Annotated in this window: 19 protein-coding genes and 1 tRNA gene; 9 read left to right on the top strand and 11 right to left on the bottom strand. The window is 70.6% G+C overall.

Annotated features, from left to right (window positions below):
- Nucleotides 1-6 precede the first annotated feature (6 nt).
- Nucleotides 7-1,650, top strand: coding sequence for a DNA repair helicase XPB (locus tag ACFUTX_RS03425; RefSeq protein ID WP_378860779.1), 1,644 nt, complete (start codon nt 7-9; stop codon nt 1,648-1,650).
- A gap of 27 nt (nt 1,651-1,677) precedes the next feature.
- Here ACFUTX_RS03425 and ACFUTX_RS03420 read toward each other — a convergent pair whose 3' ends face one another.
- Entirely contained in the window at nt 1,678-2,589 is a 912-nt protein-coding gene (locus ACFUTX_RS03420; RefSeq protein ID WP_378860778.1) for an alpha/beta fold hydrolase, read from the bottom strand.
- A gap of 65 nt (nt 2,590-2,654) precedes the next feature.
- Between ACFUTX_RS03420 and ACFUTX_RS03415 the strand changes: the two genes are divergently transcribed.
- The 4 genes from ACFUTX_RS03415 (at nt 2,655) to ACFUTX_RS03400 (ending at nt 6,182) form a co-directional block, all read left to right on the top strand.
- Entirely contained in the window at nt 2,655-3,206 is a 552-nt protein-coding gene (locus ACFUTX_RS03415; protein ID WP_378860777.1) for a TetR/AcrR family transcriptional regulator, read from the top strand.
- A gap of 78 nt (nt 3,207-3,284) precedes the next feature.
- Nucleotides 3,285-3,977, top strand: coding sequence for a response regulator transcription factor (locus ACFUTX_RS03410; RefSeq protein ID WP_018172550.1), 693 nt, complete (start codon nt 3,285-3,287; stop codon nt 3,975-3,977).
- Between the two features lie 273 nt (nt 3,978-4,250).
- Complete coding sequence (locus ACFUTX_RS03405) at nt 4,251-5,759, top strand: sensor histidine kinase (protein WP_378860776.1); 1,509 nt, start codon at nt 4,251-4,253, stop codon at nt 5,757-5,759.
- Nucleotides 5,760-5,894: 135 nt separating this feature from the next.
- Nucleotides 5,895-6,182, top strand: a complete 288-nt coding sequence (locus tag ACFUTX_RS03400; protein ID WP_378860775.1) for a WXG100 family type VII secretion target — start codon at nt 5,895-5,897, stop codon at nt 6,180-6,182.
- Between the two features lie 157 nt (nt 6,183-6,339).
- Here ACFUTX_RS03400 and groL read toward each other — a convergent pair whose 3' ends face one another.
- From groL to ACFUTX_RS03375, 5 genes are all read right to left on the bottom strand, one after another.
- A complete protein-coding gene (gene groL, locus ACFUTX_RS03395) occupies nt 6,340-7,959 on the bottom strand; it encodes a chaperonin GroEL (RefSeq protein WP_378860774.1) in 1,620 nt (539 codons plus the stop codon).
- Between the two features lie 168 nt (nt 7,960-8,127).
- Nucleotides 8,128-8,325, bottom strand: coding sequence for a cold-shock protein (locus ACFUTX_RS03390; RefSeq protein ID WP_378860773.1), 198 nt, complete (start codon nt 8,323-8,325; stop codon nt 8,128-8,130).
- 169 nt (nt 8,326-8,494) lie between these two features.
- On the bottom strand, nt 8,495-9,064 hold the full coding sequence (locus ACFUTX_RS03385) for a LytR C-terminal domain-containing protein (protein WP_378860772.1): 570 nt from the start codon (nt 9,062-9,064) through the stop codon (nt 8,495-8,497).
- Nucleotides 9,065-9,096: 32 nt separating this feature from the next.
- Nucleotides 9,097-9,348 (bottom strand): DUF3263 domain-containing protein, encoded by a 252-nt coding sequence (locus ACFUTX_RS03380; protein WP_378860771.1) that lies wholly within the window; start codon nt 9,346-9,348, stop codon nt 9,097-9,099.
- Nucleotides 9,349-9,357: 9 nt separating this feature from the next.
- Complete coding sequence (locus ACFUTX_RS03375) at nt 9,358-10,350, bottom strand: DUF2332 domain-containing protein (protein WP_378860770.1); 993 nt, start codon at nt 10,348-10,350, stop codon at nt 9,358-9,360.
- 83 nt (nt 10,351-10,433) lie between these two features.
- Between ACFUTX_RS03375 and msrB the strand changes: the two genes are divergently transcribed.
- Nucleotides 10,434-10,841, top strand: coding sequence for a peptide-methionine (R)-S-oxide reductase MsrB (msrB, locus tag ACFUTX_RS03370; RefSeq protein ID WP_378860769.1), 408 nt, complete (start codon nt 10,434-10,436; stop codon nt 10,839-10,841).
- Nucleotides 10,838-11,419: a nitroreductase family protein gene (locus ACFUTX_RS03365; RefSeq protein WP_378860768.1), complete on the top strand. Its 582-nt coding sequence runs from the start codon at nt 10,838-10,840 to the stop codon at nt 11,417-11,419. The genes msrB and ACFUTX_RS03365 overlap by 4 nt, the downstream gene beginning before the upstream one ends.
- Before the next feature lie 49 nt (nt 11,420-11,468).
- On the opposite strand, the gene ACFUTX_RS03360 is transcribed toward ACFUTX_RS03365, so the two are convergent.
- From ACFUTX_RS03360 to ACFUTX_RS03350, 3 genes are all read right to left on the bottom strand, one after another.
- The gene (locus ACFUTX_RS03360) at nt 11,469-12,428 is read right to left on the bottom strand and encodes a DMT family transporter (RefSeq protein WP_378860767.1); all 960 of its coding nucleotides are present in this window, start codon (nt 12,426-12,428) and stop codon (nt 11,469-11,471) included.
- Nucleotides 12,429-12,430: 2 nt separating this feature from the next.
- Nucleotides 12,431-12,503 (bottom strand) — tRNA-Thr (locus ACFUTX_RS03355).
- A gap of 41 nt (nt 12,504-12,544) precedes the next feature.
- Nucleotides 12,545-13,492, bottom strand: coding sequence for a DsbA family protein (locus ACFUTX_RS03350; RefSeq protein ID WP_378860766.1), 948 nt, complete (start codon nt 13,490-13,492; stop codon nt 12,545-12,547).
- Nucleotides 13,493-13,715: 223 nt separating this feature from the next.
- Between ACFUTX_RS03350 and ACFUTX_RS03345 the strand changes: the two genes are divergently transcribed.
- A complete protein-coding gene (locus ACFUTX_RS03345; protein ID WP_378860765.1) occupies nt 13,716-14,819 on the top strand; it encodes an ABC transporter ATP-binding protein in 1,104 nt (367 codons plus the stop codon).
- A 97-nt stretch (nt 14,820-14,916) separates the two neighbouring features.
- Nucleotides 14,917-16,224 carry a DUF4032 domain-containing protein gene (locus ACFUTX_RS03340; protein ID WP_378860764.1) on the top strand — a complete coding sequence of 436 codons (1,308 nt, stop codon included), beginning with the start codon at nt 14,917-14,919 and terminating at the stop codon, nt 16,222-16,224.
- A 12-nt stretch (nt 16,225-16,236) separates the two neighbouring features.
- On the opposite strand, the gene ACFUTX_RS03335 is transcribed toward ACFUTX_RS03340, so the two are convergent.
- Nucleotides 16,237-17,664, bottom strand: a complete 1,428-nt coding sequence (locus tag ACFUTX_RS03335) for a pyruvate dehydrogenase complex dihydrolipoamide acetyltransferase (protein ID WP_378860763.1) — start codon at nt 17,662-17,664, stop codon at nt 16,237-16,239.
- Nucleotides 17,664-19,844: a thiamine pyrophosphate-dependent enzyme gene (locus tag ACFUTX_RS03330; protein WP_378860762.1), complete on the bottom strand. Its 2,181-nt coding sequence runs from the start codon at nt 19,842-19,844 to the stop codon at nt 17,664-17,666. Before ACFUTX_RS03330 ends, ACFUTX_RS03335 begins: the two co-directional genes overlap by 1 nt.
- Nucleotides 19,845-19,915 lie beyond the last annotated feature (71 nt).

Genomic DNA, 19,915 nt, shown 5'->3' with positions numbered 1-19,915 from the left:
ATCGCTATGGCTGACGGCCCCCTCATCGTGCAGAGCGATCGCACCGTGCTGCTCGAGGTCGCCCATCCGGACGCCGAGAGCGCGCGCCACGAGCTCGCGATCTTCGCCGAACTGGAGCGCGCACCCGAGCACATCCACACGTACCGCATCACCCGGCTCGGGCTGTGGAACGCCCGCGCGGCCGGCCACGACGCGGAAGACATGCTCGCGACACTCGACCGCTGGTCCCGGTTCCCCGTCCCGCCCTCGGTGTCGATCGACATCGCCGAGACGGTCGGCCGCTACGGCCGCCTCGTGATCGAGCGCACCGACGACGGCGACCTGGTGCTGAGATCGACGGATGCCGCGGTGCTCGCCGAGGTCTCGAAGAACAAGCGCATCCAGCCGCTGCTGATCGGGCATCCCGCCCCCGACACGTATGTCGTCGACGCGTGGGCGCGCGGCCACATCAAGCAGGAGCTGCTGAAGATCGGCTGGCCGGCCGAAGACCTGGCCGGGTACACCCCCGGCACCCCGCACGCGATCGATCTCGCCGAGAACGGCTGGCACCTGCGGCCCTATCAGCGTCAGGCGGTCGACATCTTCAGCGACGGCGGGTCCGGCGTCGTGGTGCTTCCCTGCGGCGCCGGCAAGACCCTGGTCGGCGCCGGCGCGATGGCCGCGACGAAGACCACGACGCTGATCCTGGTGACGAACACCGTGAGCGCGCGCCAATGGCGCGACGAACTGCTCAAGCGCACGTCGCTCACGCCCGAGGAGATCGGCGAGTACTCCGGTCAGTCGAAGGAGATCAAGCCCGTCACGATCGCGACGTACCAGATCCTCACCGCGAAGCGGAAGGGGCAGTACGCCCATCTGGCGCTGCTCGACGCCCTCGACTGGGGCCTCATCGTGTACGACGAGGTGCACCTGCTGCCCGCCCCGGTGTTCAAGCTCACCGCCGACCTGCAGGCGCGGCGCCGGCTGGGGCTCACCGCCACGCTCGTGCGCGAGGACGGCCGCGAAGGCGACGTGTTCAGCCTCATCGGTCCGAAGCGGTTCGACGCCCCCTGGAAGGAGATCGAGGCGCAGGGCTTCATCTCGCCGGCGGTCTGCTACGAAGTCCGCGTCGACCTCCCGGCCGGCGACCGGCTGGAGTACGCGGCGGCCGCCGATGAGGAGCGGTACCGGCTGGCGGCGACCGCTCCCGCGAAGATCGGGGTGGTGCGCCGGCTCGTCGAGCGCCATCAGGGCGAGCGGATCCTGGTGATCGGCCAGTACCTCGACCAGATCGACGTGCTCGCCGACGCACTGGGCGCCCCGAAGATCACCGGCGCCACGCCGGTCGACGAGCGCGAGGAGCTCTACCAGGCGTTCCGCGTCGGCGAGATCTCTCTCCTGGTCGTGTCGAAGGTGGCCAACTTCTCGATCGATCTGCCCGAGGCATCCGTCGCCATCCAGGTGTCAGGGTCGTTCGGGTCGCGCCAGGAGGAGGCGCAGCGCCTGGGGCGGCTGCTGCGGCCGAAGGAGTCGGGGCACACGGCGAGCTTCTACACGCTCATCGCGCGCGACACCGTCGACCAGGACTTCGCGCAGAACCGGCAGCGCTTCCTCGCCGAGCAGGGCTACGCCTACACGATCCTCGACGCGGATCAGGTCAATGCGGCGTAAGCCGGGCTGAGCTGATCCGGGTCGAGCTCACCCCTTCCGGGCGAAGTACTCCCGGAGTGTCGCTTCCACGGCTTCAGGGTTGTCGTCGGTGAGGAAGTGCGCCGCATCGGGGACGGACGCGATCTCGAGGTCGTCGGCGAAACGGCTGGTGTCGCCGCACTGCGCACGGACGAAGTCGGCGGTGAGCGGACGGTCCTCGTCGCCGAAGACGTAGAGGCTGGGAACCCGCAGGCGCTGCCGACGGTACGAGCCGGCAGCCATGCGCGGCATCTCCGAGAAGACGAGCCAGCGGTACACCTCGTTGATCGCGGCGTCGATGTCGGGTCTCCGCATGGGCGCCAGGTACGTCTCGACCGTCGCCCGCTCCATCGGCGTCACGACGTACGGAGGGTCGAAGACGTGCGCGATCGACCGCCCCCGCCGGTGAAGCAGCAGTCGCGGGATGTGCCGCATCGCGGGGAGCATCGAGACGCTGAGCGGCATGAAGGGCGGCGGCACGGACAGGATCGCCATCGCCCTTACGCGGTCCGGCGCCGTGTAGGCGAGATGCGCGGCGGTGAGGGCGCCCATGTCGTGCGCGACGAGTCGGACACGCTCGAGACCGAGCGCGTCCATGAGCGCGACGAGGTCATCCATCTGAGTGAAGCGGCCCATTCCCGGCGCCGCGGCGCGAGACCAGCCGAAGCCGCGCAGGTCGGGGCAGATGACCCGGTAGTCGCGGGCGAGTGCGGCACCGATGCGGCGCCACTGCCACCAGTGCTCGGGCAGCCCGTGGAGCATGATGATCGGCTCCCCCTCGCCGATGCTGGCGACGTGTGCCCGAAGCCCCGGGAGGTCGATGTCCTGGTGCTGGAACCCGTTGACCGCCGGCATGGGCGGCGGCTCGGCACCGGGAGGCGAGGCGATGGTGCCGGCGGTGCGGTCGTGTGCGGCGTCCATACGACGGAGGGTACTACGGTCGTAGTGAATTGTCACTACATCCGTAGTCCGCCTAAGCTCGCCTCGTGACGTCCATTCGCGACCGGGCGCTCGACGCCGCCGTCGAGCTCGTCGGCACGCAGGGCATCCGTTCCCTCACCCACTCCCGGATCGACGCGCACGCGGGCCTCCCCCGCGGCTCCACCTCGAACCACTTCCGCACGCGCGCCGCGCTGCTCTCGGGTGTCAGCGAGTGGATCGCCCAGCATGAGACTCACGACCTCGGCGCCGCGCTCGCGCAGCCCTCCCTCGACCTCGAGGGCTTCGTCGACACATTCACCGCCGCCATCGAACTGCTGACCGGGCCGTACGCGGCACGCACCCGTGCGCGCTACGCGCTCTTCCTCGAGGCCGCCTCGGACGCCGAGCTGTTCGCCCCGCTGCACGCCCAGCGCGAAGGTCTCGCCGCGTGGACGCGGAATCTTCTCACCGGCCTGGGAGCGAAGCATCCGGATGCCGCCACCCGCGCGTTCATGGCGTTCGGCGACGGCATCATCCTCCACCGGCTGAGCGTCGATCCCGACGCGCCCGTACGTCCCAGCGTCGCCATCGCCGTGCGCGGATGCCTCGAGGCGTGACGACGGCCCCCGACGGCCATGTCCGCCTCTCCGGGTGATATCCAGGCACCGCATCGCATCCCTCGACATAATGAGGGCATGACCGCACCGCGCATCCTCGTCGTGGACGACGAGCCGAACATCCGCGACCTGCTCATCACGAGCCTCCGCTTCGCAGGATTCCAGGTCCGGGCCGTCTCCAACGGAGCACAGACGATCTCGGCCGTCCTCGAGGAGGAGCCCGACCTGATCATCCTCGACGTGATGCTGCCCGACATGAACGGCTTCAGCGTCACCAAGCGCCTGCGGGGAGCGGGCTACACCGCGCCCATCCTCTTCCTCACCGCCAAGGACGAGACCGAGGACAAGATCACCGGCCTCAACGCCGGCGGCGACGACTACGTCACCAAGCCGTTCAGCCTCGACGAGATCGTCGCGCGCATCCAGGCGATCCTGCGACGCACGATGCAGGCCGACGAGGAGTCCGTGATCCGGGCGGGCGAGCTCACGATGGACCAGGACACGCACGATGTGCAGGTGGGCGACGTGTCGATCGACCTGAGCCCGACCGAGTTCAAGCTGCTGCGCTACCTCATGCTCAACCCCAACCGCGTCCTGTCGAAGGCCCAGATCCTCGACCACGTGTGGGAGTACGACTTCAACGGCGACGCCGGCATCGTCGAGAGCTACATCTCGTACCTGCGCCGCAAGATCGACCCGCACTCGACCGAGCCGCTCATCCAGACCAAGCGCGGCTTCGGCTACATGCTGAAGGCGGGCAAGACCGCCTGACCGGCGGGCATCGACCCCGAAGGAGCCGCTCTGGCGCAGAAGACGGACGCGATCACCCGGTGGTGGCGCGGCAGGAGCCTGCGCGCGAAGGTCACCGGGGTCACTGTCGCGCTCCTGGCGGTCGGGCTTTTCGCCGCCGGCATCGGCACGCTCGCGTTCCTGCGCAACACCCTGATCATCAACCTCGACGCCCAGCTCGAGGCGCTCGCTCCCACGGACGTCGCGAGCGGCCTGATCGACATCGAGCGCGAGGACGACAGGATCCGGCTCACCGTGAAGTCGGACGGCGCGCCCACCGACTACGTCGTCGCGCTCTACGGGCCCGACGGCGAGTTCCTCGTGAGCGCCGGCGGGGACGACGGCAATCAGCCGGTGCTGCCCGAGACGATCCCCCTCCAGGAGACGACCGCCAAAGGCCTGACCCCCTTCTCGCTCCCGAGCGAGCAGGGGGGCGGCACCTGGCACGCGAGCGTCGACACGTACCAGGTCGACGGAGTGAGCAGCCTCTTCACCCAGCTCGTCGCCCTCCCCGTGGCCCCCATCAACCAGGTCGTCGCGACGTACGTCGGCACCTACAGCATCCTGGCGCTGCTGATCCTCGTCGGCGGCGCCGTCATGACCCGCTTCCTCGTGACTTTGACCTTCCGCAGCCTCGGACAGGTGGAGTCCACCGCCGAAGCGATCGCCGGCGGCGACTTCCGCCAGCGCATGACCGACATCGAGCCCACCACCACCGAGGTCGGGCGCCTCAAGACGGCGATCAACGCGATGCTCGACCGGGTCGACGCGGCGATCGCCCAACGTGACGCGACCGTCCGGCAGATGCGCCGATTCGTGGGCGACGCGAGTCACGAGCTGCGGACGCCGCTGGTCACGGTGCGCGGCTATGCCGAGCTCTACCGCATGGGAGCCATCCGGGGCGACGACGACATCGCCCAGTCGATGGATCGCATCGAGAAGGAGGCGATCCGCATGGGCGGGCTCGTCGAGGACCTCCTGGCGCTCGCCCGCCTCGACGAACGCCGCGACGTCGTCATCGCCCCCGTGGACCTGCGCCAGGTGGCTCGGGATGCCGCGCTCGACCTGCGAGCCTCGGCCCCGATGCGACCGGTGACCGTCGTCGACACGACCGTCGACGCGCTGCCCGCCCCCACGCTGCCCGAACCCGTCGCCGACGACGCCGAGAAGCGCCGGCCGCCGACCACCGCGCTCACGCGCGCCGGCGCCACCCTCTCGCTCCTGCGCCGCCGCCCGAAGCCCGTGCCCGCGACGAGCGCGGCCGGCGTCGGCGACCTCCCCGCGATCGCCCCGGTTGCGGAGGCGCCCGCGCCGCCGCCCGTCGGTGCGCCCGCCGCAGTCGTGCTCGGCGACGAGAACCGCATCCGCCAGGTCGTGACCAACCTCATCGGCAACGCCCGGCGCTTCACCGCCGACGACTCCCCCATCGAGCTGCGCATCGGGGTCGACCCGGCCTCGCTCATGGGATGGATCGAGGTCGTCGACCACGGCGAGGGCGTGCCCGACCAGATCAAGGACAAGATCTTCCAGCGCTTCTGGCGCGCCGACACCTCACGCACCCGCGAGACGGGTGGGTCCGGACTCGGGCTGTCGATCGTCGCGTCGATCGTCGAGGCGCTCCACGGGTCGGTGACCGTGACCGACACCCTCGGCGGCGGTGCGACCTTCCGGGTCGCCTTCCCCCTCGCCGAGGAACGGGATGCCGCGGAGCACCTGCAGATCGAGACGCAGCCGATCGCGCGCCTCCGCCTCGGCGACGAGTAGCCGCTTCTCCCCAGCCCCGCGACCCAGACCGCTCTCCCCCGGTTCCCCGCCCGGGCGGCGACCTGCCGTCGCAGGGCGCCTACCGTGGTGCGGACTCGGGGTGCGGCATCCGACCCGCCCCAGGAAGGATCCCCCATGGCCGTCTTCTCCGTCGACAGCGACGCCGTCCTCTCCGCCACCGCGGGCGTGCGAACCACCATCGAACGCCTGCAGGCCGAGTCCAACGCAATGATGTCGCAGCTGACGCAGCTGCAGAGCAGCTGGACAGGGTCCGCGTCGACCGCGTTCCACAGCGCCGCCGAGAACTGGCGCGCCACCCAACGTCAGGTGGAAGAGGCGCTCACCGGCATCAGCGTCGCCCTCGCCACGGCCGGCCGGCAGTACGCCGAAGCGGAGACCGCGACGACGAGCCTGTTCCGCTGACGGGTGAGGGAACGACGAAGGGCCCCTCCGGGAGGAGGGGCCCTTCGTGGTGAACTCGACGCGGCGAGCGGGAGGTCTCGGTACGGCGCCGAAGGCGCCTACTCGACCCTGACCCGAGCCGCATCAACGCCGCTGCGCGGCGTTGATCCGTCTCGCGTCAGAAGTCCATGCCACCCGTCGGGTCGCCGGCGGGAGCCGCGACCTTCTCGGGCTTGTCGGCGACGACGGCCTCGGTCGTGAGGAACAGGCCGGCGATCGACGCAGCGTTCTGCAGCGCCGAACGGGTCACCTTGGCGGGGTCGATGATGCCCTGCGTGAACAGGTCGCCGTACTCGCCCGTGGCCGCGTTCAGGCCGTGGCCCGCGGGGAGCTCCGACACCTTGTTGGCCACGACGCCCGGCTCGAGACCGGCGTTGAGGGCGATCTGCTTCAGCGGAGCCTCGATCGCGACACGCACGATGTTCGCGCCGGTGGCCTCGTCGCCCGACAGGTCGAGGGCGTCGAGCGCCTTCTTGCCGGACTGGATCAGTGCGACACCACCGCCGGGGACGATGCCCTCTTCGACAGCCGCCTTGGCGTTGCGGACGGCGTCTTCGATGCGGTGCTTGCGCTCCTTGAGCTCGACCTCGGTCGCCGCACCCGCCTTGATGACGGCGACGCCGCCGGCGAGCTTGGCGAGGCGCTCCTGGAGCTTCTCGCGGTCGTAGTCGCTGTCGGTGTTCTCGATCTCGCGACGGATCTGCGTGACGCGACCCTCGATCTGCGCGCCGTCGCCGGCACCCTCGACGATCGTGGTCTCGTCCTTCGTGACGATGACCTTGCGAGCCCGGCCGAGCAGGTCGAGCGTGGCGTTCTCGAGCTTGAGACCGACCTCTTCGGTGACGACCTGGCCACCGGTGAGGATCGCGATGTCCTGCAGCTGCGCCTTGCGACGGTCACCGAAGCCGGGAGCCTTCACGGCCACCGACTTGAAGATGCCGCGGATCTTGTTCAGCACCAGCGTCGCCAGCGCCTCGCCCTCGACGTCTTCGGCGATGATGACGAGCTCCTTGCCGTCCTGGATCACCTTGTCGACGATGGGCAGAAGGTCCTTGATGTTCGAGATCTTCTGGTTGGCGATGAGGATGTACGGGTCTTCGAAGACCGCTTCCTGACGCTCGGGGTCGGTGACGAAGTAGGGGTTGATGTAGCCCTTGTCGAAACGCATGCCCTCGGTGAGCTCGAGCTCGGTGCCGAAGGTCTGCGACTCCTCGACCGTGACCACGCCCTCCTTGCCGACCTTGTCGATGGCCTCGGCGATGAGCTGGCCGATCTCGGGGTCTGCGGCCGAGATCGACGCGGTCGCGGCGATCTGGTCCTTCGACTCGACTTCCTTGGCGCCCTCGAGCAGCTCGGCGGTGATGGCCGAGACGGCCTTCTCGATGCCGCGCTTCAGCGAGATGGGGTCGGCGCCGGCCGCCACGTTGCGCAGGCCTTCGCGCACGAGCGCCTGGGCGAGCACGGTGGCCGTCGTCGTGCCGTCACCGGCGACGTCGTCGGTCTTCTTCGCGACCTCCTTGACGAGCTCCGCGCCGATCTTCTCGTACGGGTCGTCGAGCTCGATCTCCTTCGCGATCGAGACACCGTCGTTCGTGATCGTGGGTGCGCCCCACTTCTTCTCGAGAACGACGTTGCGACCGCGGGGGCCCAGGGTCACCTTGACGGCGTCGGCCAGGGTGTTCAGGCCGCGCTCGAGGCCGCGACGGGCCTCCTCATCGAAAGCGATGATCTTTGCCATGTGTGTTTCGTCCTCCCAGGACGGGGCTTATGGATTAGCACTCAACAAACCGGAGTGCTAATCCATTCTGGCACTCACCCCTGGGGAGTGCAAGCCACCCGACGAAGCGCCGAAACACGCAGAAACGGGATGCCGCGGCATCCCGTTTCTGCGTGGAACAGGCGAAGATCAGATGACGCGCACCGACTCTGCCTGGGGCCCCTTCTGTCCCGTGCCGACGGTGAACTCCACCGTCTGCCCCTCTTCGAGGACGCGGAAGCCCGACATGTCGATGTTCGAGTAATGGACGAAGACGTCCTGTCCTTCCGCCGTGATGAAGCCGAAGCCCTTCTCGGCGTTGAACCACTTGACGGTGCCCTGAGTCATGCGAATCTCCTGATGCTGGTACGGCTGGGATCATCGTATGCACGCGCTCGGGGAGCCTGAGGCCCGATGCGGCACTTGTTGACACGCCGGGACACAACTGTTTACCGGGCGGAAACACGGGGCCGTTCGTGCGTGTCCGGTCGAGCCGCGAGAGGACCCCGCACGGCCCTCAGGGGGTCGGCGTCGGGGTCTGCCCGGCAGCCGTCCGATCGAGCCCGATGACGACCGTGAGCTGCTTCGTCCCCGCCTCCGCGGGCTGGTAGACCTCGCTCTGCTCGATGCGGGCTCCGCCGATCACCTCGGCGAGCCCCGCGGCCGCCGCCTCATCTTCGGGGGTGAGGTAGTACACGGTGGTCTCGGGGAAGTCGTCCGAGCTCGCATCGCTGGGGAGGACGGCGCCGTCGGCCCAGCCCGCCGCGACCACCGCGTCCTTCATCTGGGTCGCCAGGCCCTGCTCGGGCGTCGCGTTCAGGATCACCACCTGATAGCTGGTGTCGACCACGGGGCTGACCTCCGGAGTCGGGGCGACGGTCGGAGTGGGGGTCGGGAACAGCTCGATGCGTCCCGACACCAGCAGTGTGCCGAAGATCCCCGCCACGATGAGCACGATCGTGGCCAGCGCCGCCCACAGCAGCACCACCCATGCCTTCAGCCGAGGGTTCTCGGCCCGGTGGGCGCCGACGCGATGCGCGTCGGGCAGATCGTCGAAGCGATCGCGAGGGAAGGTCGTTTTCGACACCAGACGATGTTATCGGGAGCGCCCGTACGACCTCAGCGGGCGCCACCGGAGGCGCTAAGGCCCCGAGCTCGCACGCGCGCGTCGCGGAGCCGCCGCAGCCGCTTCACCAGCATCGGGTCGTACGCCTGCGCCTCGGCGGTGTCGATCAGTCGGCCGAGGAGCTGGTAGTACCGCGCGGGCGCCATTCCCAGCTCGGACCGGATCGCCTCTTCCTTCGCCCCCGCGTGACGGCGCCACTCGGCCTCGAACGCGAGGATCGCCTGGTCGCGGTCGGAGAGGGGCACGTGATCACGCTAACCCCGGTGCGCCCGATCGCCCGCGCGCCACTCCACGAACGCCCCGAGCGGATCGACCGCCGCGAGCGGCACGCCGTCCCGGCCCAGCACGAACCCGCCCCAGGTCGCGGGATCGACGGGCGGATGCCACGCCCCGTGCAGTCCGGGCGGGTCGATCGTGATCCACACGGCGTCGAGGCCCGAGAGCGCCTCGATCAGCCGTTCCCTCCCGGCGCGCGGGACGTGCGGCAGCACCCCGGGGGTGGTGACGACCAGGCGGACGCCGTCCGGTGCGCGCGCCGCGGCGTCGCGGAGCACGTCGGGGTCGGACGCGTCGCCGGCCAGCATCAGGGGCGGGTCCGCGGCGGCGATGTCGAGGGCCGCCTCGACACGATCCGCCCGGCCCGTCTCGCCCGGCCACACCAGCGACGTCAAGAAGCGGCGGTCGCCGGCGTCGCCCGCGTCGAGCGGGGCCAGGTCGATCCCGGCCCGCCACACCACGTCCGGAAGGGCGAGCGGCGGAGAGCCCGTCACACGGCACTCGAGCACCACCGCCGCGGCCCCGCCGGGCGGGTCGAGGCGGCGACCGTCGCTGTAGCGGTAGGAGTACCGGTCGGGGTAGAGGCACAGCCCCGCACTCGCACCCACCTCGAGCAGCGCGATCGGACCGGGCACCGTCGACAGCGCGGGGAGCAGGGCTGCGCAGCGCTGCGGCTCATTGGTCTGGAGCGAGCGACGGGATGCCTCGGCCACGACCTCGTCGGCGTGCTCGAAGAGCCACCCCGCCCAGAGCGGGAAAGCCGCCTCGGGGGCCCCGAGCATGCGGGTCACCGCGAAGACGAGCGGCGGCTGCCGGCGGGTGGCCGGGATCCGCGCGAGCACGGCCTGGACCTCGGCATCGCGGGCGACGCCCGCCGCCCACTCCTCGTACAGCTCGCTGCGGCCGGGCGCCTCGTCGCGGGCGAAGCGCGCATACCGCTCGGCGACGGCGGCAGGGGCATCCGATTCCACTCCTCCATTGTCGGGGGCGTGCCGGCGTTCGCACGGGCGGCCGGCACGGAGCGCGGCCATCGGTCCTGCGGTTGAATGGAGTCATGAGCTATGCCGTTGAGAAGACCGACGAACAGTGGCGGGCCGAGCTGAGCCCCGAGCAGTACGCCGTCCTGCGTCAGGCCGGCACCGAGCGGGCCTGGACGGGCGAGCTGCTCGACGAGAGCCGGGCGGGCCTCTACACGTGTGCCGCATGCGGCGCCGAACTGTTCCAGAGCGGGACGAAGTTCGACTCGCACTGCGGGTGGCCGAGCTTCTACGAATCGGTCCGTCCCGAAGCGGTCGAGCTCATCGAGGACCGCAGTCACGGCATGGTGCGCACGGAGGTGCGCTGCGCGACGTGCGGCTCGCACCTCGGGCACGTGTTCCCCGACGGGTTCGGCACCCCGACCGGCGACCGTTACTGCATGAACTCGCTGTCGCTGAACTTCGCGCCCGAAGAGACGGCATGACCGACATCGCGCCGTCTCCCGGCGTGTCGGGCGCGTTGGAAGCCGTCCGCGCGCGGCGCTCGTGGTCGAAGGTCACCGACGACGCGCCCACGCACGCGGAACTGCTGACCCTCGTCTCGGCGGCGGGACGGGTCGCCGACCACGCGTCGCTGCGGCCGTGGCGTCTGATCGAGCTCCGCGGAGCCGACCGCGAGGTGCTCGGCCGTGCTATCAGCAAGGCGAACGGCGAGGACGGCGTCTCGTCCAAGCCGATGCGGGCCCCTCTGCTCATCGCGGTCGTCGCGAGCTACCGGAAGAGCGACAAGGTGCCGCGCTGGGAGCAGGAGGCGGTCGCCTCGGGCGTGGCCCACGTGCTGAGCCTGCTGCTCGACGAAGCCGGCTGGGGCGTGCTCTGGCGTACCGGCCACTACACGCGTTCCAAGGCCGTGGCCAAGGCGCACGGACTCGCGAAGAACGAGGAGCTGCTCGGGTGGCTCTACGTGGGCGGGAAGCCGCCGCGCACCCGGCTCGGACGCCGCAAGGGCGTGGAGGCCCGCAAGCACGTGTCGCGCATGCCGAAGCCCAAGAAGAGAGGCTGACCGGAGGCATCCGGCTCCGCGGTCGGCTGCCTTGCCGGCGGCGACGGCGTCAGCGTCCGCGTCGACGCCACGGCACCGCCGCGACCAGCACCGACAGCAGCGCGACGGCGACCATCGCGAGCTCCTGCAGCGGACCCGGGCTCGCCGGAGCCGGCCAGAACGCGTCGAGCGCGATCGACATGAGCAGCTGGCCCACGACGGAGCCCAGCGCCAGCAGCAGCACGCCGGTGTACTGCACGATGGCGGCCGCCAGGAAGATGTAGGCGACGCCGATGGCGCCGCCCGTGTAGATCCAGGGCTCCGCGGGGAAGGACCGCGGGGGTCCGGCGACGGCGACGTGCACGACCGCGGCAACGGACAGGATCGCCGTGCCGCCGATGAAGTTCACCAGCGTGGCCGTGAGGGGCGTGCCCACCCGCTGCCTCAGCCGGCCGTTGGTGGCCTGCTGCCACGCGATGCCGGCGCCGGCGAGGAGCGGCAGCACGAGCATCCACCAGGGCACGCCGGTGAGCCCGTCGCCGAGCAGCGCCAGCGCGACCGCGGCGAGCGCGAGGGCCCCGCCCAGCAGGCGCGGGATCGTGACGGCCACGACACCCGCGGGCCCGTAGCCGACGCGGTCGAGGATCAGGCCGTTGAGGGTCTGCCCCGCGACCACTCCCACCGTGAAGAGCGAGACCCCGATGATGCCGACCGCGAGGCCCTGCGTCGCGACGGTGAGCGCACCGGCCGCGCCTCCGGCGAGCATCCACCACGGGATGCCTCCGCCCCGCACTCCCGAGATCAGGCGCCGGAATCCCGATCGGCCGGCGGGGAGTGCGGCCGACAGGACGACGAGGATGAGCAGACCCGATCCGAACGACACGACGGCGGCGACGAACCCGTCGTCGAGCCGAATGCCGAGCTGGCCGTTGATGCGGGCCTGCAGCGCCGTCAGGACTCCGATGAGCGCGGCGGCGCCCAGCGCCAGCCACGCGGGCACGCGTCGCTCGGGCGCTGATGATGAGGTCATCGAGCCGACGACGGGACTTGAACCCGTAACCGCCCGATTACAAGTCGGGTGCGCTACCAATTGCGCCACGTCGGCAGAGGCACCAGTCTACTGGCGCGCCGGCGCCCGCCCTGCCGTCAGTCGGAGGGTGTCGGGCTGGGGCTCGGGGTCTCTTCGTAGTACGCGTCGCTCGCCACGGTGAGGACGAACTGCGCGAACTCCTTCGGGTCGTCGAGCGCGCCGACGTACGGCTGGCCGTTGACGAGGACCATCGGGGTGCCTGTCAGCGCGACGTCGTCGGTGTCGGGGAGCCCGTCGAGAGCGCGCTCGGTCGCGTTCTTCGCCCACGAGGCGAACGCCTGCTCTTCGATGCAGCTGCGGATCACCTTGGCGCCCTCGGCGCCGGAGGCGATCGCCATGTCGGCGAGTTCGCTGTCGGTGTAGCCGTCGGAGTCGACCTCCGGCTGCTGCGAGAGGAGGGCGTTGTTGAAGGCGAAGAAGTACTCGGGCGAGTGCGCTGCCACGCAGGCTGCTGCGCTGGCGGCCCGGAGCGAGTACTTCGTGCCGTTCGACTTCGACGTCAGCATCGCGACCGGGTAGTAGCTGAGGGTGGCGGCGTCCTCGCTCACCCACTCCGACAGCTGCTGGACGTTGGCCAGCTGGAAGTCGCGCGAACCCGTGGACAGGTAGTCGACGTACACCCGGATGTCCACGACGGGCTGGGCGGTGGGGGTCGCGGTGGGCGTGGCGTCGGGGGTGGGCTCGGAGGTGGGGGTCTGCTCGTCGGCCGCGGCTGAGCCGTCGGGGTCGTCGGTGGCGAGGCCGACGCCCGTGACCCCGGTGATGACGAATCCGCCGTCGTGGGCTCCGTCGGGGCTCAGCATCGGCTTGGACGCTGCGGACGACACCGCCCACGTGACGACGACGGCGACGACGACGACCACGGCGAGCACGGTGGTGGCGATGACCGCGCCGCGGATGACACGGGCGCGCGACTGCCGGGCCTGAACCTGCTGGGCCTTCTCGCGCACGGCGTCACGCCGCTCGCTGGCGGCAGCGGCGTTCGGTGACTCGTCGCTCGACATGGAACCTCTCGGGACGGAAGGGGGCCGGGAATCGGCACTGGCCTGACGGGAAATCGGCCGTTGACGATGCTAGTCAGCCACCCTGTGAAATGCCCAGACGGACCCTCGATGCGAGCCGTGCCATACTGGTCGTGCGCCCGATGGCGGGCGCGCGGGTCAGCCCCCGCTCATTCCATCACTACGGATCGTCCGGCACGTACCTGCCGGTGAAGGAGAAGAGAACATGGCGTCCGTCACGTTTGACAACGCAACCCGCTTGTACCCCGGGGGCACGCGCCCCGCCGTGGACAAGCTCGACCTCGAGATCGCCGATGGCGAGTTCCTGGTCCTCGTCGGCCCCTCGGGCTGCGGAAAGTCCACCTCGCTGCGCATGCTGGCCGGCCTCGAAGAGGTCAACTCGGGCCGCATCCTCATCGGTGACCGCGACGTCACCGACGTCCCGCCGAAGGACCGCGACATCGCGATGGTGTTCCAGAACTACGCGCTGTACCCCCACATGACGGTCGCCGAGAACATGGGCTTCGCGCTCAAGATCGCCGGCGTCGGCAAGGAGGAGCGCGCCGCGCGGGTGCTCGAGGCGGCGAAGCTGCTCGACCTCGAGCAGTACCTCACCCGCAAGCCGAAGGCCCTCTCGGGCGGTCAGCGTCAGCGCGTCGCCATGGGTCGCGCCATCGTCCGCCAGCCGCAGGTGTTCCTCATGGACGAGCCGCTGTCGAACCTCGACGCCAAGCTCCGCGTCCAGACCCGCACCCAGATCGCGTCGCTCCAGCGCCGCCTGGGCGTCACCACCGTCTACGTCACGCACGACCAGACCGAGGCCCTCACCATGGGCGACCGCATCGCGGTCCTCAAGGACGGCCTGCTGCAGCAGGTCGGCACGCCGCGCGACCTGTACGAGAAGCCGAACAACGTGTTCGTGGCCGGCTTCATCGGCTCCCCCGCGATGAACCTGTTCCCGGCGCACCTCGCCGAGGGCGGCATCCAGTTCGGCAGCAAGGTCGTCGGGATCGAGGCCGACACCCTCAGCCGCGCCCACGGCACCGAGGTCACCATCGGCGTGCGTCCCGAAGACATCGTGGTCGCCCCCGAGGACGGCCAGGGCCTGTCGGTCGTGGTGGACCTCGTCGAGGAGCTCGGAGCCGACGGCTACCTGTACGGCCACACCGACGTGAACGGCAAGCGCACCGACATCGTGGCGCGCGTCGACGGCCGCCGTCACCCGAACGCGGGCGACACGGTCACCCTCGCGCCGGTGCCCGGTCACGTGCACGTCTTCGACGTCGAGTCGGGCGAGCGCCTGACCGACAAGGCGATCGCCTCGGCGTAAGCGAACATTCGACGCGACGGCGCGGGGGGATGCCTTCCCCCCGCGCCGTTCGCGCATCTCCAGCCCGCCGCACCACGAAGACCGAGGGAGTGCCGTCGTGCCCGACGCATTGAGCATCACCGCGAGCAGGGTCGACCCCGGCCTGCTCACGCTGCCGTGGTCGACGACGCTCGCGGACTGGCCCTCGAGCAACATCGTCTATCTGCCCAAGGGCATCTCGCGTCACCTCGTGCGCTTCGCGAACCTCTCGGGGCGCGTGGTCGCCATCAAAGAGACGACCGAGCAGATGGCGCGACGCGAATACGACATGCTCGGAAACCTCGACCGCCTGGACGTGCCCTGCGTGCAGCGCGTGGCGGTGATCGCCGGGAGGACGGATGCCGAGGGCCACCCCCTTCCCGCCGCCCTGGTGACGGCGCACCTGAAGTTCTCGCTGCCGTACCGCGCGCTCTTCACGCAGGTGCTCCGGCCCGACACGGCCACGCGCCTGGTGGACGCGCTGGCCGCTCTTCTCGTGCGGCTGCACAACGTCGGCTTCTTCTGGGGCGACGTGTCGCTCTCGAACACCCTGTTCCGGCGCGACGCGGGAGCATTCGCCGCATATCTCGTCGACGCCGAAACGGGCGAGCTGCACGAGACGGGACTGACGCCCGGCCAGCGCGCGCACGACCTCGACGTCGCACGGACGAACATCGCAGGCGAGATCATGGATCTCGAAGCGGGCGGGCGGCTCGAGGGCGGAGTCGACGCGATCGCCATCGCGGACGGGATCGTGTCGTCGTACCACTCGCTGTGGGCCGCGCTCACCGACAAGGAGACGTTCGGCGCCGACGAGGCGTACCGCATCACCGAGCGCGTGCAGCGGCTCAACGACCTCGGCTTCGACATCGGCGAGATGTCGATCAAGACGACGGCCGACGGCACCCGCGTGTCGATCCAGCCGAAGGTCGTCGACGCCGGCCACCACCAACGACGCCTCATCCGGCTCACGGGTCTGGACGTCGAAGAGAATCAGGCCCGCCGTCTGCTCAACGACCTCGACGAGTTCCGCGCCCGTGTCTCGCGCCTCGGCAGCGATGAGGAGATGGTCGCCCACGAGTGGCTGACGCGGGTGTTCGAGCCCGTGGTGAAGGCCATCCCCTTCGACCTGCGCGCCAAGCTCGAGCCGGCCGAGGTCTTCCACCAGGTGCTCGAGCACCGGTGGTACATGTCGCAGGCGCGCGGGCGCTCGGTGCCTCTCGCCGAGGTTCTCACCAGCTACATCGACGACGTCCTCCGCCACCGCCGCGACGAGGCGACACTGATGGGCCCGCCGACCGAGACGGTGACCCTGTCGGTGGTCACCGCGAGCACGCCCGTCGTCGACGAGGACGAGGAAGAGATCGACTGGCGCGACCTCGTCTAGTCCGCCGACACGTCAGACCAGCATCCCGAGCGGGTTCTCGATGTGGCGCACGAACGCGGCGAGCCATTGGGCGGCCACCGCACCGTCGAGGACGCGATGGTCGGCTGACAGCGTCACCGTCATCACGGTCGCGACCGTCAGCGCGCCGTCCGCGCCCACCACGGGCCGAGGCGTCGCCGCCCCGACCGCCAGGATGCCCGAGTGCGGCGGGTTGATGATCGCCGAGAACTCGGTCGTCCCGTACATGCCGAGGTTCGACACCGAGAACGACCCGCCCTCGAGCTCGTGCTGCTTCAGGCCGCCGTCGCGGGCGCGCTGCGCCAGAGCGCGGACCGTCGCGCTCAGCTCGCCGAGCCGAAGGCGCTCCACTCCCCGCACCACCGGTGTGAGGAGCCCGCCGGGAACCGCGACGGCCACGGCCACATCGACGCTCGAGAAGCGGCGGGTGGCGGCATCCGTCCAGATCGCGTTCGCGTCGGGGACCTCCTGCATCGCCGCGCCGACCGCCTTCAGCACGAAGTCGTTCACCGAGACGCGGTGGGCCGGGTCGGCGTTGATGCGCGCGCGCAGCTCCAGAAGCTCGTCGACGCGGCAGTCCGCCGTGAGGAAGAAGTGCGGCACCGTGGTGGTGCTCTCCGTCAGGCGTCGCGCGATCGCCCGGCGCATGCCGGTGTGCGGGATGTCGACGTATCCGACCGATTCCGGGGTCGTGGTCGCTTCCGTCGCACCGGGCCGCGCCGGAGCCGGGGCCGGCGCTGCAGCCGGGGGCGCGGCGGCGGGGAGCGCGTCGAGATCGCGGCGGACGATCCGCCCCTGCGGTCCGCTCCCCTGGATCGTCGCGAGATCGATCCCGCGTTCCTTCGCGAGGCGGCGCACGAGGGGGCTCGCGAAGAGGCGGCGCGACGAGGAGGAGGCTGCGGCGGGGCTCGCCCCGGCGGCGGACTCCGCGTCCGCGGCAGGAGCGGCGCGTTCCGGCCGGGCGGGCGTCGCCGTCTCAGCGGCCGGCGGCTCGGCCGGCTTCGAGACGACGGAGACGGGCCGGTCGACCGCGGATTCTCCGGCGCGAGCGGGCGGCGCGCCGACCGAGACGGGAGGCTCGGGCGGGGCAGCCTGATCGGCGGGGGCCGACGCAGCGGTCCCCGGCGACTCCGCCGCCGTGGGCGCGGCCCCGGCTTCGGCGAGCGCGTCCTCGGCGCTCTGGCCGGGAGCGGCGAGCACTGCGATGGGCGCGCCGACGGCGGCCGCCTCACCCTCGGCGACGAGGATGCCGGCCAGCGTGCCCGCTTCCTCGGCCTCGTACTCGACCACGGCCTTCTCGGTCTCGATCTCGACGATCGCCTCGCCGGCCGACACCTCGGCTCCGACCTCGACCAGCCAGGACTGGATCGCCGCCTCCGACGCGCCCGCGGCGAGCGCCGGCATCCGCACCACGGCGGCCATCACCGGCCTCCCCACTCGGCGCGGATGCGTTCCAGTCCGGCGACCACCTCTTCGGTGCGGGCGGTCGCGGCTCGCTCGAGGACCTTCGAGATGCTGGGGCTGGCCAGCCCTCCCGTCACGCGCTCGATCGGCTGATCGAGCCAGTCGAAGTGGCGCCGCTGCAGCTCGTCGGCGAGCCAGCCCCCGTAGGACGGGCCTCTCGCACCCTGCTCGACGATGAGAACCCGGTTGGTCTTGCGGATGCTGGCGCCCACGGTGTCCCAGTCGAGCGACGCCCGGTCGAGCCAGCGCAGGTCGATGACCTCGGCGTCGATGCCGGTCTGCTCGACGGCTTCCAGTGTGTGCCCGACCATCGACAGATAGGTGAGCACGGTGACGTCCTGCCCCTCGCGCTTCACGGCGGCGCTTCCCGGCGGGATGACGTAGTCGAGGTCGCCCTCGGGAACGCGGTCGGCGACGCCGTAGAGGTCGACGTGCTCGATCACGAGCACGGGGTCGTCGAGCGCGAGCGCGGCGTTCACGAGCCCGACGTAGTCCGCGGCGGACGAGGCCGCGACGATCCGCCAGCCGGCCTGGGTGGCGAAGATCCCCGCCGGGTCCATCGAGTGCTGCGAGCCGTAACCCGAGCCCATTGCGACCTTCGTGCGAAGCACGAGCGGGACGGTGTTGTTGTCGCCGAACATGTGCCGTGCCTTGCCGACCTGGTTGAAGACCTGATCGGCCGCCACCCACATGAAGTCCGGGTACATGAACTCGACGACCGGACGGAACCGCCCGTCCAGCGCGACGCCGCCGGCGAGACCGAAGAAGCCGTTCTCGCTGATGGGGGTGCCGATGACGCGGCCGGGCCCGTACTTCTTCGCGAGACCCTTGGTCGCGCCGTTCGTGCCGCCGTTGAGCCGGTGCACGTCTTCACCGAGGACGATGATCCGGGGATCGGTCTCCATGCGGCGGTCCATCGTCTCGGCGACCGCGTCGACGAACTTCACATCCCGCCAGCCGGTGTCCGTCGGCTGCGCCGGAAGGCCGTCCAATTCTGAGGCATCGCCCCGGATGCCGTCGTCCACGGTCGCGGGATCGGGCCACAGGCCCGGGCGGATGCGACGACGGCCCGCGTCGTCGGGGTCGTCCTCGGTGACGGTGGCCACGGCATCCGTCATCGCCGACACCGCCTGCCGGCGCACCTCGTCGATCTCCTGCGGCGAGAGGAGACCCAGTCGGGTGAGCTCGCTCGCCATCCGGTCGAGCGGATCGCGCGCGCGCCAGCGCTTCTCCTCGTCCTTCGTCCGGTAACCGAACGCGCTGCCGGGGTAGGGCCCGTTCTGGTGGAAGAACCGGTAGACCTCGGCCTCGACGATCGCCGGCCCCTCCCCCGCGCGCATCAGCTCGACGGCTTCGCGCGCGGCGAGATGCACCGCGAGCGGGTCCATGCCGTCCACCCGCCAGCCCGGCACCCCGAAGCCCTGCCCTCTCACCGAGAATCTCGGGTCGGCCGAGACCTCGTCGGCGTGCGTGGAGACGGCGTAGAGGTTGTTCTCGACGAACAACATGAGGGGCAGCTTCCAGGTCGCCGCGAGGTTCATCGTCTCGAGGACCGACCCGATCTGGCTCGCGCCGTCGCCGAAGTAGTTGATCGACACGTCGCTCGTGCCCGCATGCCGCTGGGCCCATGCGTTGCCCGCCGCGATCGGAGCGCCGCCGCCCACGATCGCGTTGGTGCCCAGCGCCCCGGCCTCCAGCCATTGCAGGTGCATGGATCCTCCGCGCCCGCCCGAGAATCCGGGGGCGAGACCCAGGATCTCCGCCAGGGTCCGCTCCAGCAGGGCCTGCAGCGGCGCGGTGACGAGGGCGGCGGGATCGAGCCGCCCTCCCGAGACGTGCTCGATCGTCTTGGCGAGGAACTGGTGATGTCCGCGGTGCGAGCCGTTGACGGCATCCGTCGATCGCAGCCCGTGGATCGACCCGACCGCTCCGCCCTCCTGGCCGATGCTGGAATGCGCCGGGCCGTGCACGAGTCCCTGCGCGGCGAGGTCGAGGACCGCCTCCTCGAACGCGCGGATGAGGTGCAGCTCGCCCAGCATCGTCGTCAGCGTCGAGGGGTCCGCCGCCTTCCAGTCGGCGGCGGTGGTGGTGAGCTCGACCCACGGCGTTCCGGTCTCGAGCCTGCGACGTCTCGGCATGTTCGTCTCCATCGATGCCCATGCTCCGCGGTGCGCGGATCTGCTCCGAAACTACGCTGGATTGCATCCAA

It is taken from the genome of Microbacterium sp. NPDC057407 (genome assembly GCF_042803895.1).
Classification (GTDB): Bacteria; Actinomycetota; Actinomycetes; order Actinomycetales; family Microbacteriaceae; genus Microbacterium.
This window is presented reverse-complemented; position numbering and strand designations above follow the sequence as displayed.

What these genes read in the sequence shown, in the direction of transcription:
- ACFUTX_RS03425 (WP_378860779.1), top strand. Translation starts at nt 7, where the DNA reads ATGGCTGACGGCCCCCTCATCGTGCAGAGCGATCGCACCGTGCTGCTC.
- msrB (WP_378860769.1), top strand. Translation starts at nt 10,434, where the DNA reads ATGAGCTATGCCGTTGAGAAGACCGACGAACAGTGGCGGGCCGAGCTG.
- groL (WP_378860774.1), bottom strand. Translation starts at nt 7,959, where the DNA reads ATGGCAAAGATCATCGCTTTCGATGAGGAGGCCCGTCGCGGCCTCGAG.
- ACFUTX_RS03330 (WP_378860762.1), bottom strand. Translation starts at nt 19,844, where the DNA reads ATGCCGAGACGTCGCAGGCTCGAGACCGGAACGCCGTGGGTCGAGCTC.
- ACFUTX_RS03350 (WP_378860766.1), bottom strand. Translation starts at nt 13,492, where the DNA reads ATGTCGAGCGACGAGTCACCGAACGCCGCTGCCGCCAGCGAGCGGCGT.
- ACFUTX_RS03345 (WP_378860765.1), top strand. Translation starts at nt 13,716, where the DNA reads ATGGCGTCCGTCACGTTTGACAACGCAACCCGCTTGTACCCCGGGGGC.
- ACFUTX_RS03400 (WP_378860775.1), top strand. Translation starts at nt 5,895, where the DNA reads ATGGCCGTCTTCTCCGTCGACAGCGACGCCGTCCTCTCCGCCACCGCG.
- ACFUTX_RS03410 (WP_018172550.1), top strand. Translation starts at nt 3,285, where the DNA reads ATGACCGCACCGCGCATCCTCGTCGTGGACGACGAGCCGAACATCCGC.
- ACFUTX_RS03365 (WP_378860768.1), top strand. Translation starts at nt 10,838, where the DNA reads ATGACCGACATCGCGCCGTCTCCCGGCGTGTCGGGCGCGTTGGAAGCC.
- ACFUTX_RS03360 (WP_378860767.1), bottom strand. Translation starts at nt 12,428, where the DNA reads ATGACCTCATCATCAGCGCCCGAGCGACGCGTGCCCGCGTGGCTGGCG.
- ACFUTX_RS03420 (WP_378860778.1), bottom strand. Translation starts at nt 2,589, where the DNA reads ATGGACGCCGCACACGACCGCACCGCCGGCACCATCGCCTCGCCTCCC.
- ACFUTX_RS03335 (WP_378860763.1), bottom strand. Translation starts at nt 17,664, where the DNA reads ATGGCCGCCGTGGTGCGGATGCCGGCGCTCGCCGCGGGCGCGTCGGAG.
- ACFUTX_RS03390 (WP_378860773.1), bottom strand. Translation starts at nt 8,325, where the DNA reads ATGACTCAGGGCACCGTCAAGTGGTTCAACGCCGAGAAGGGCTTCGGC.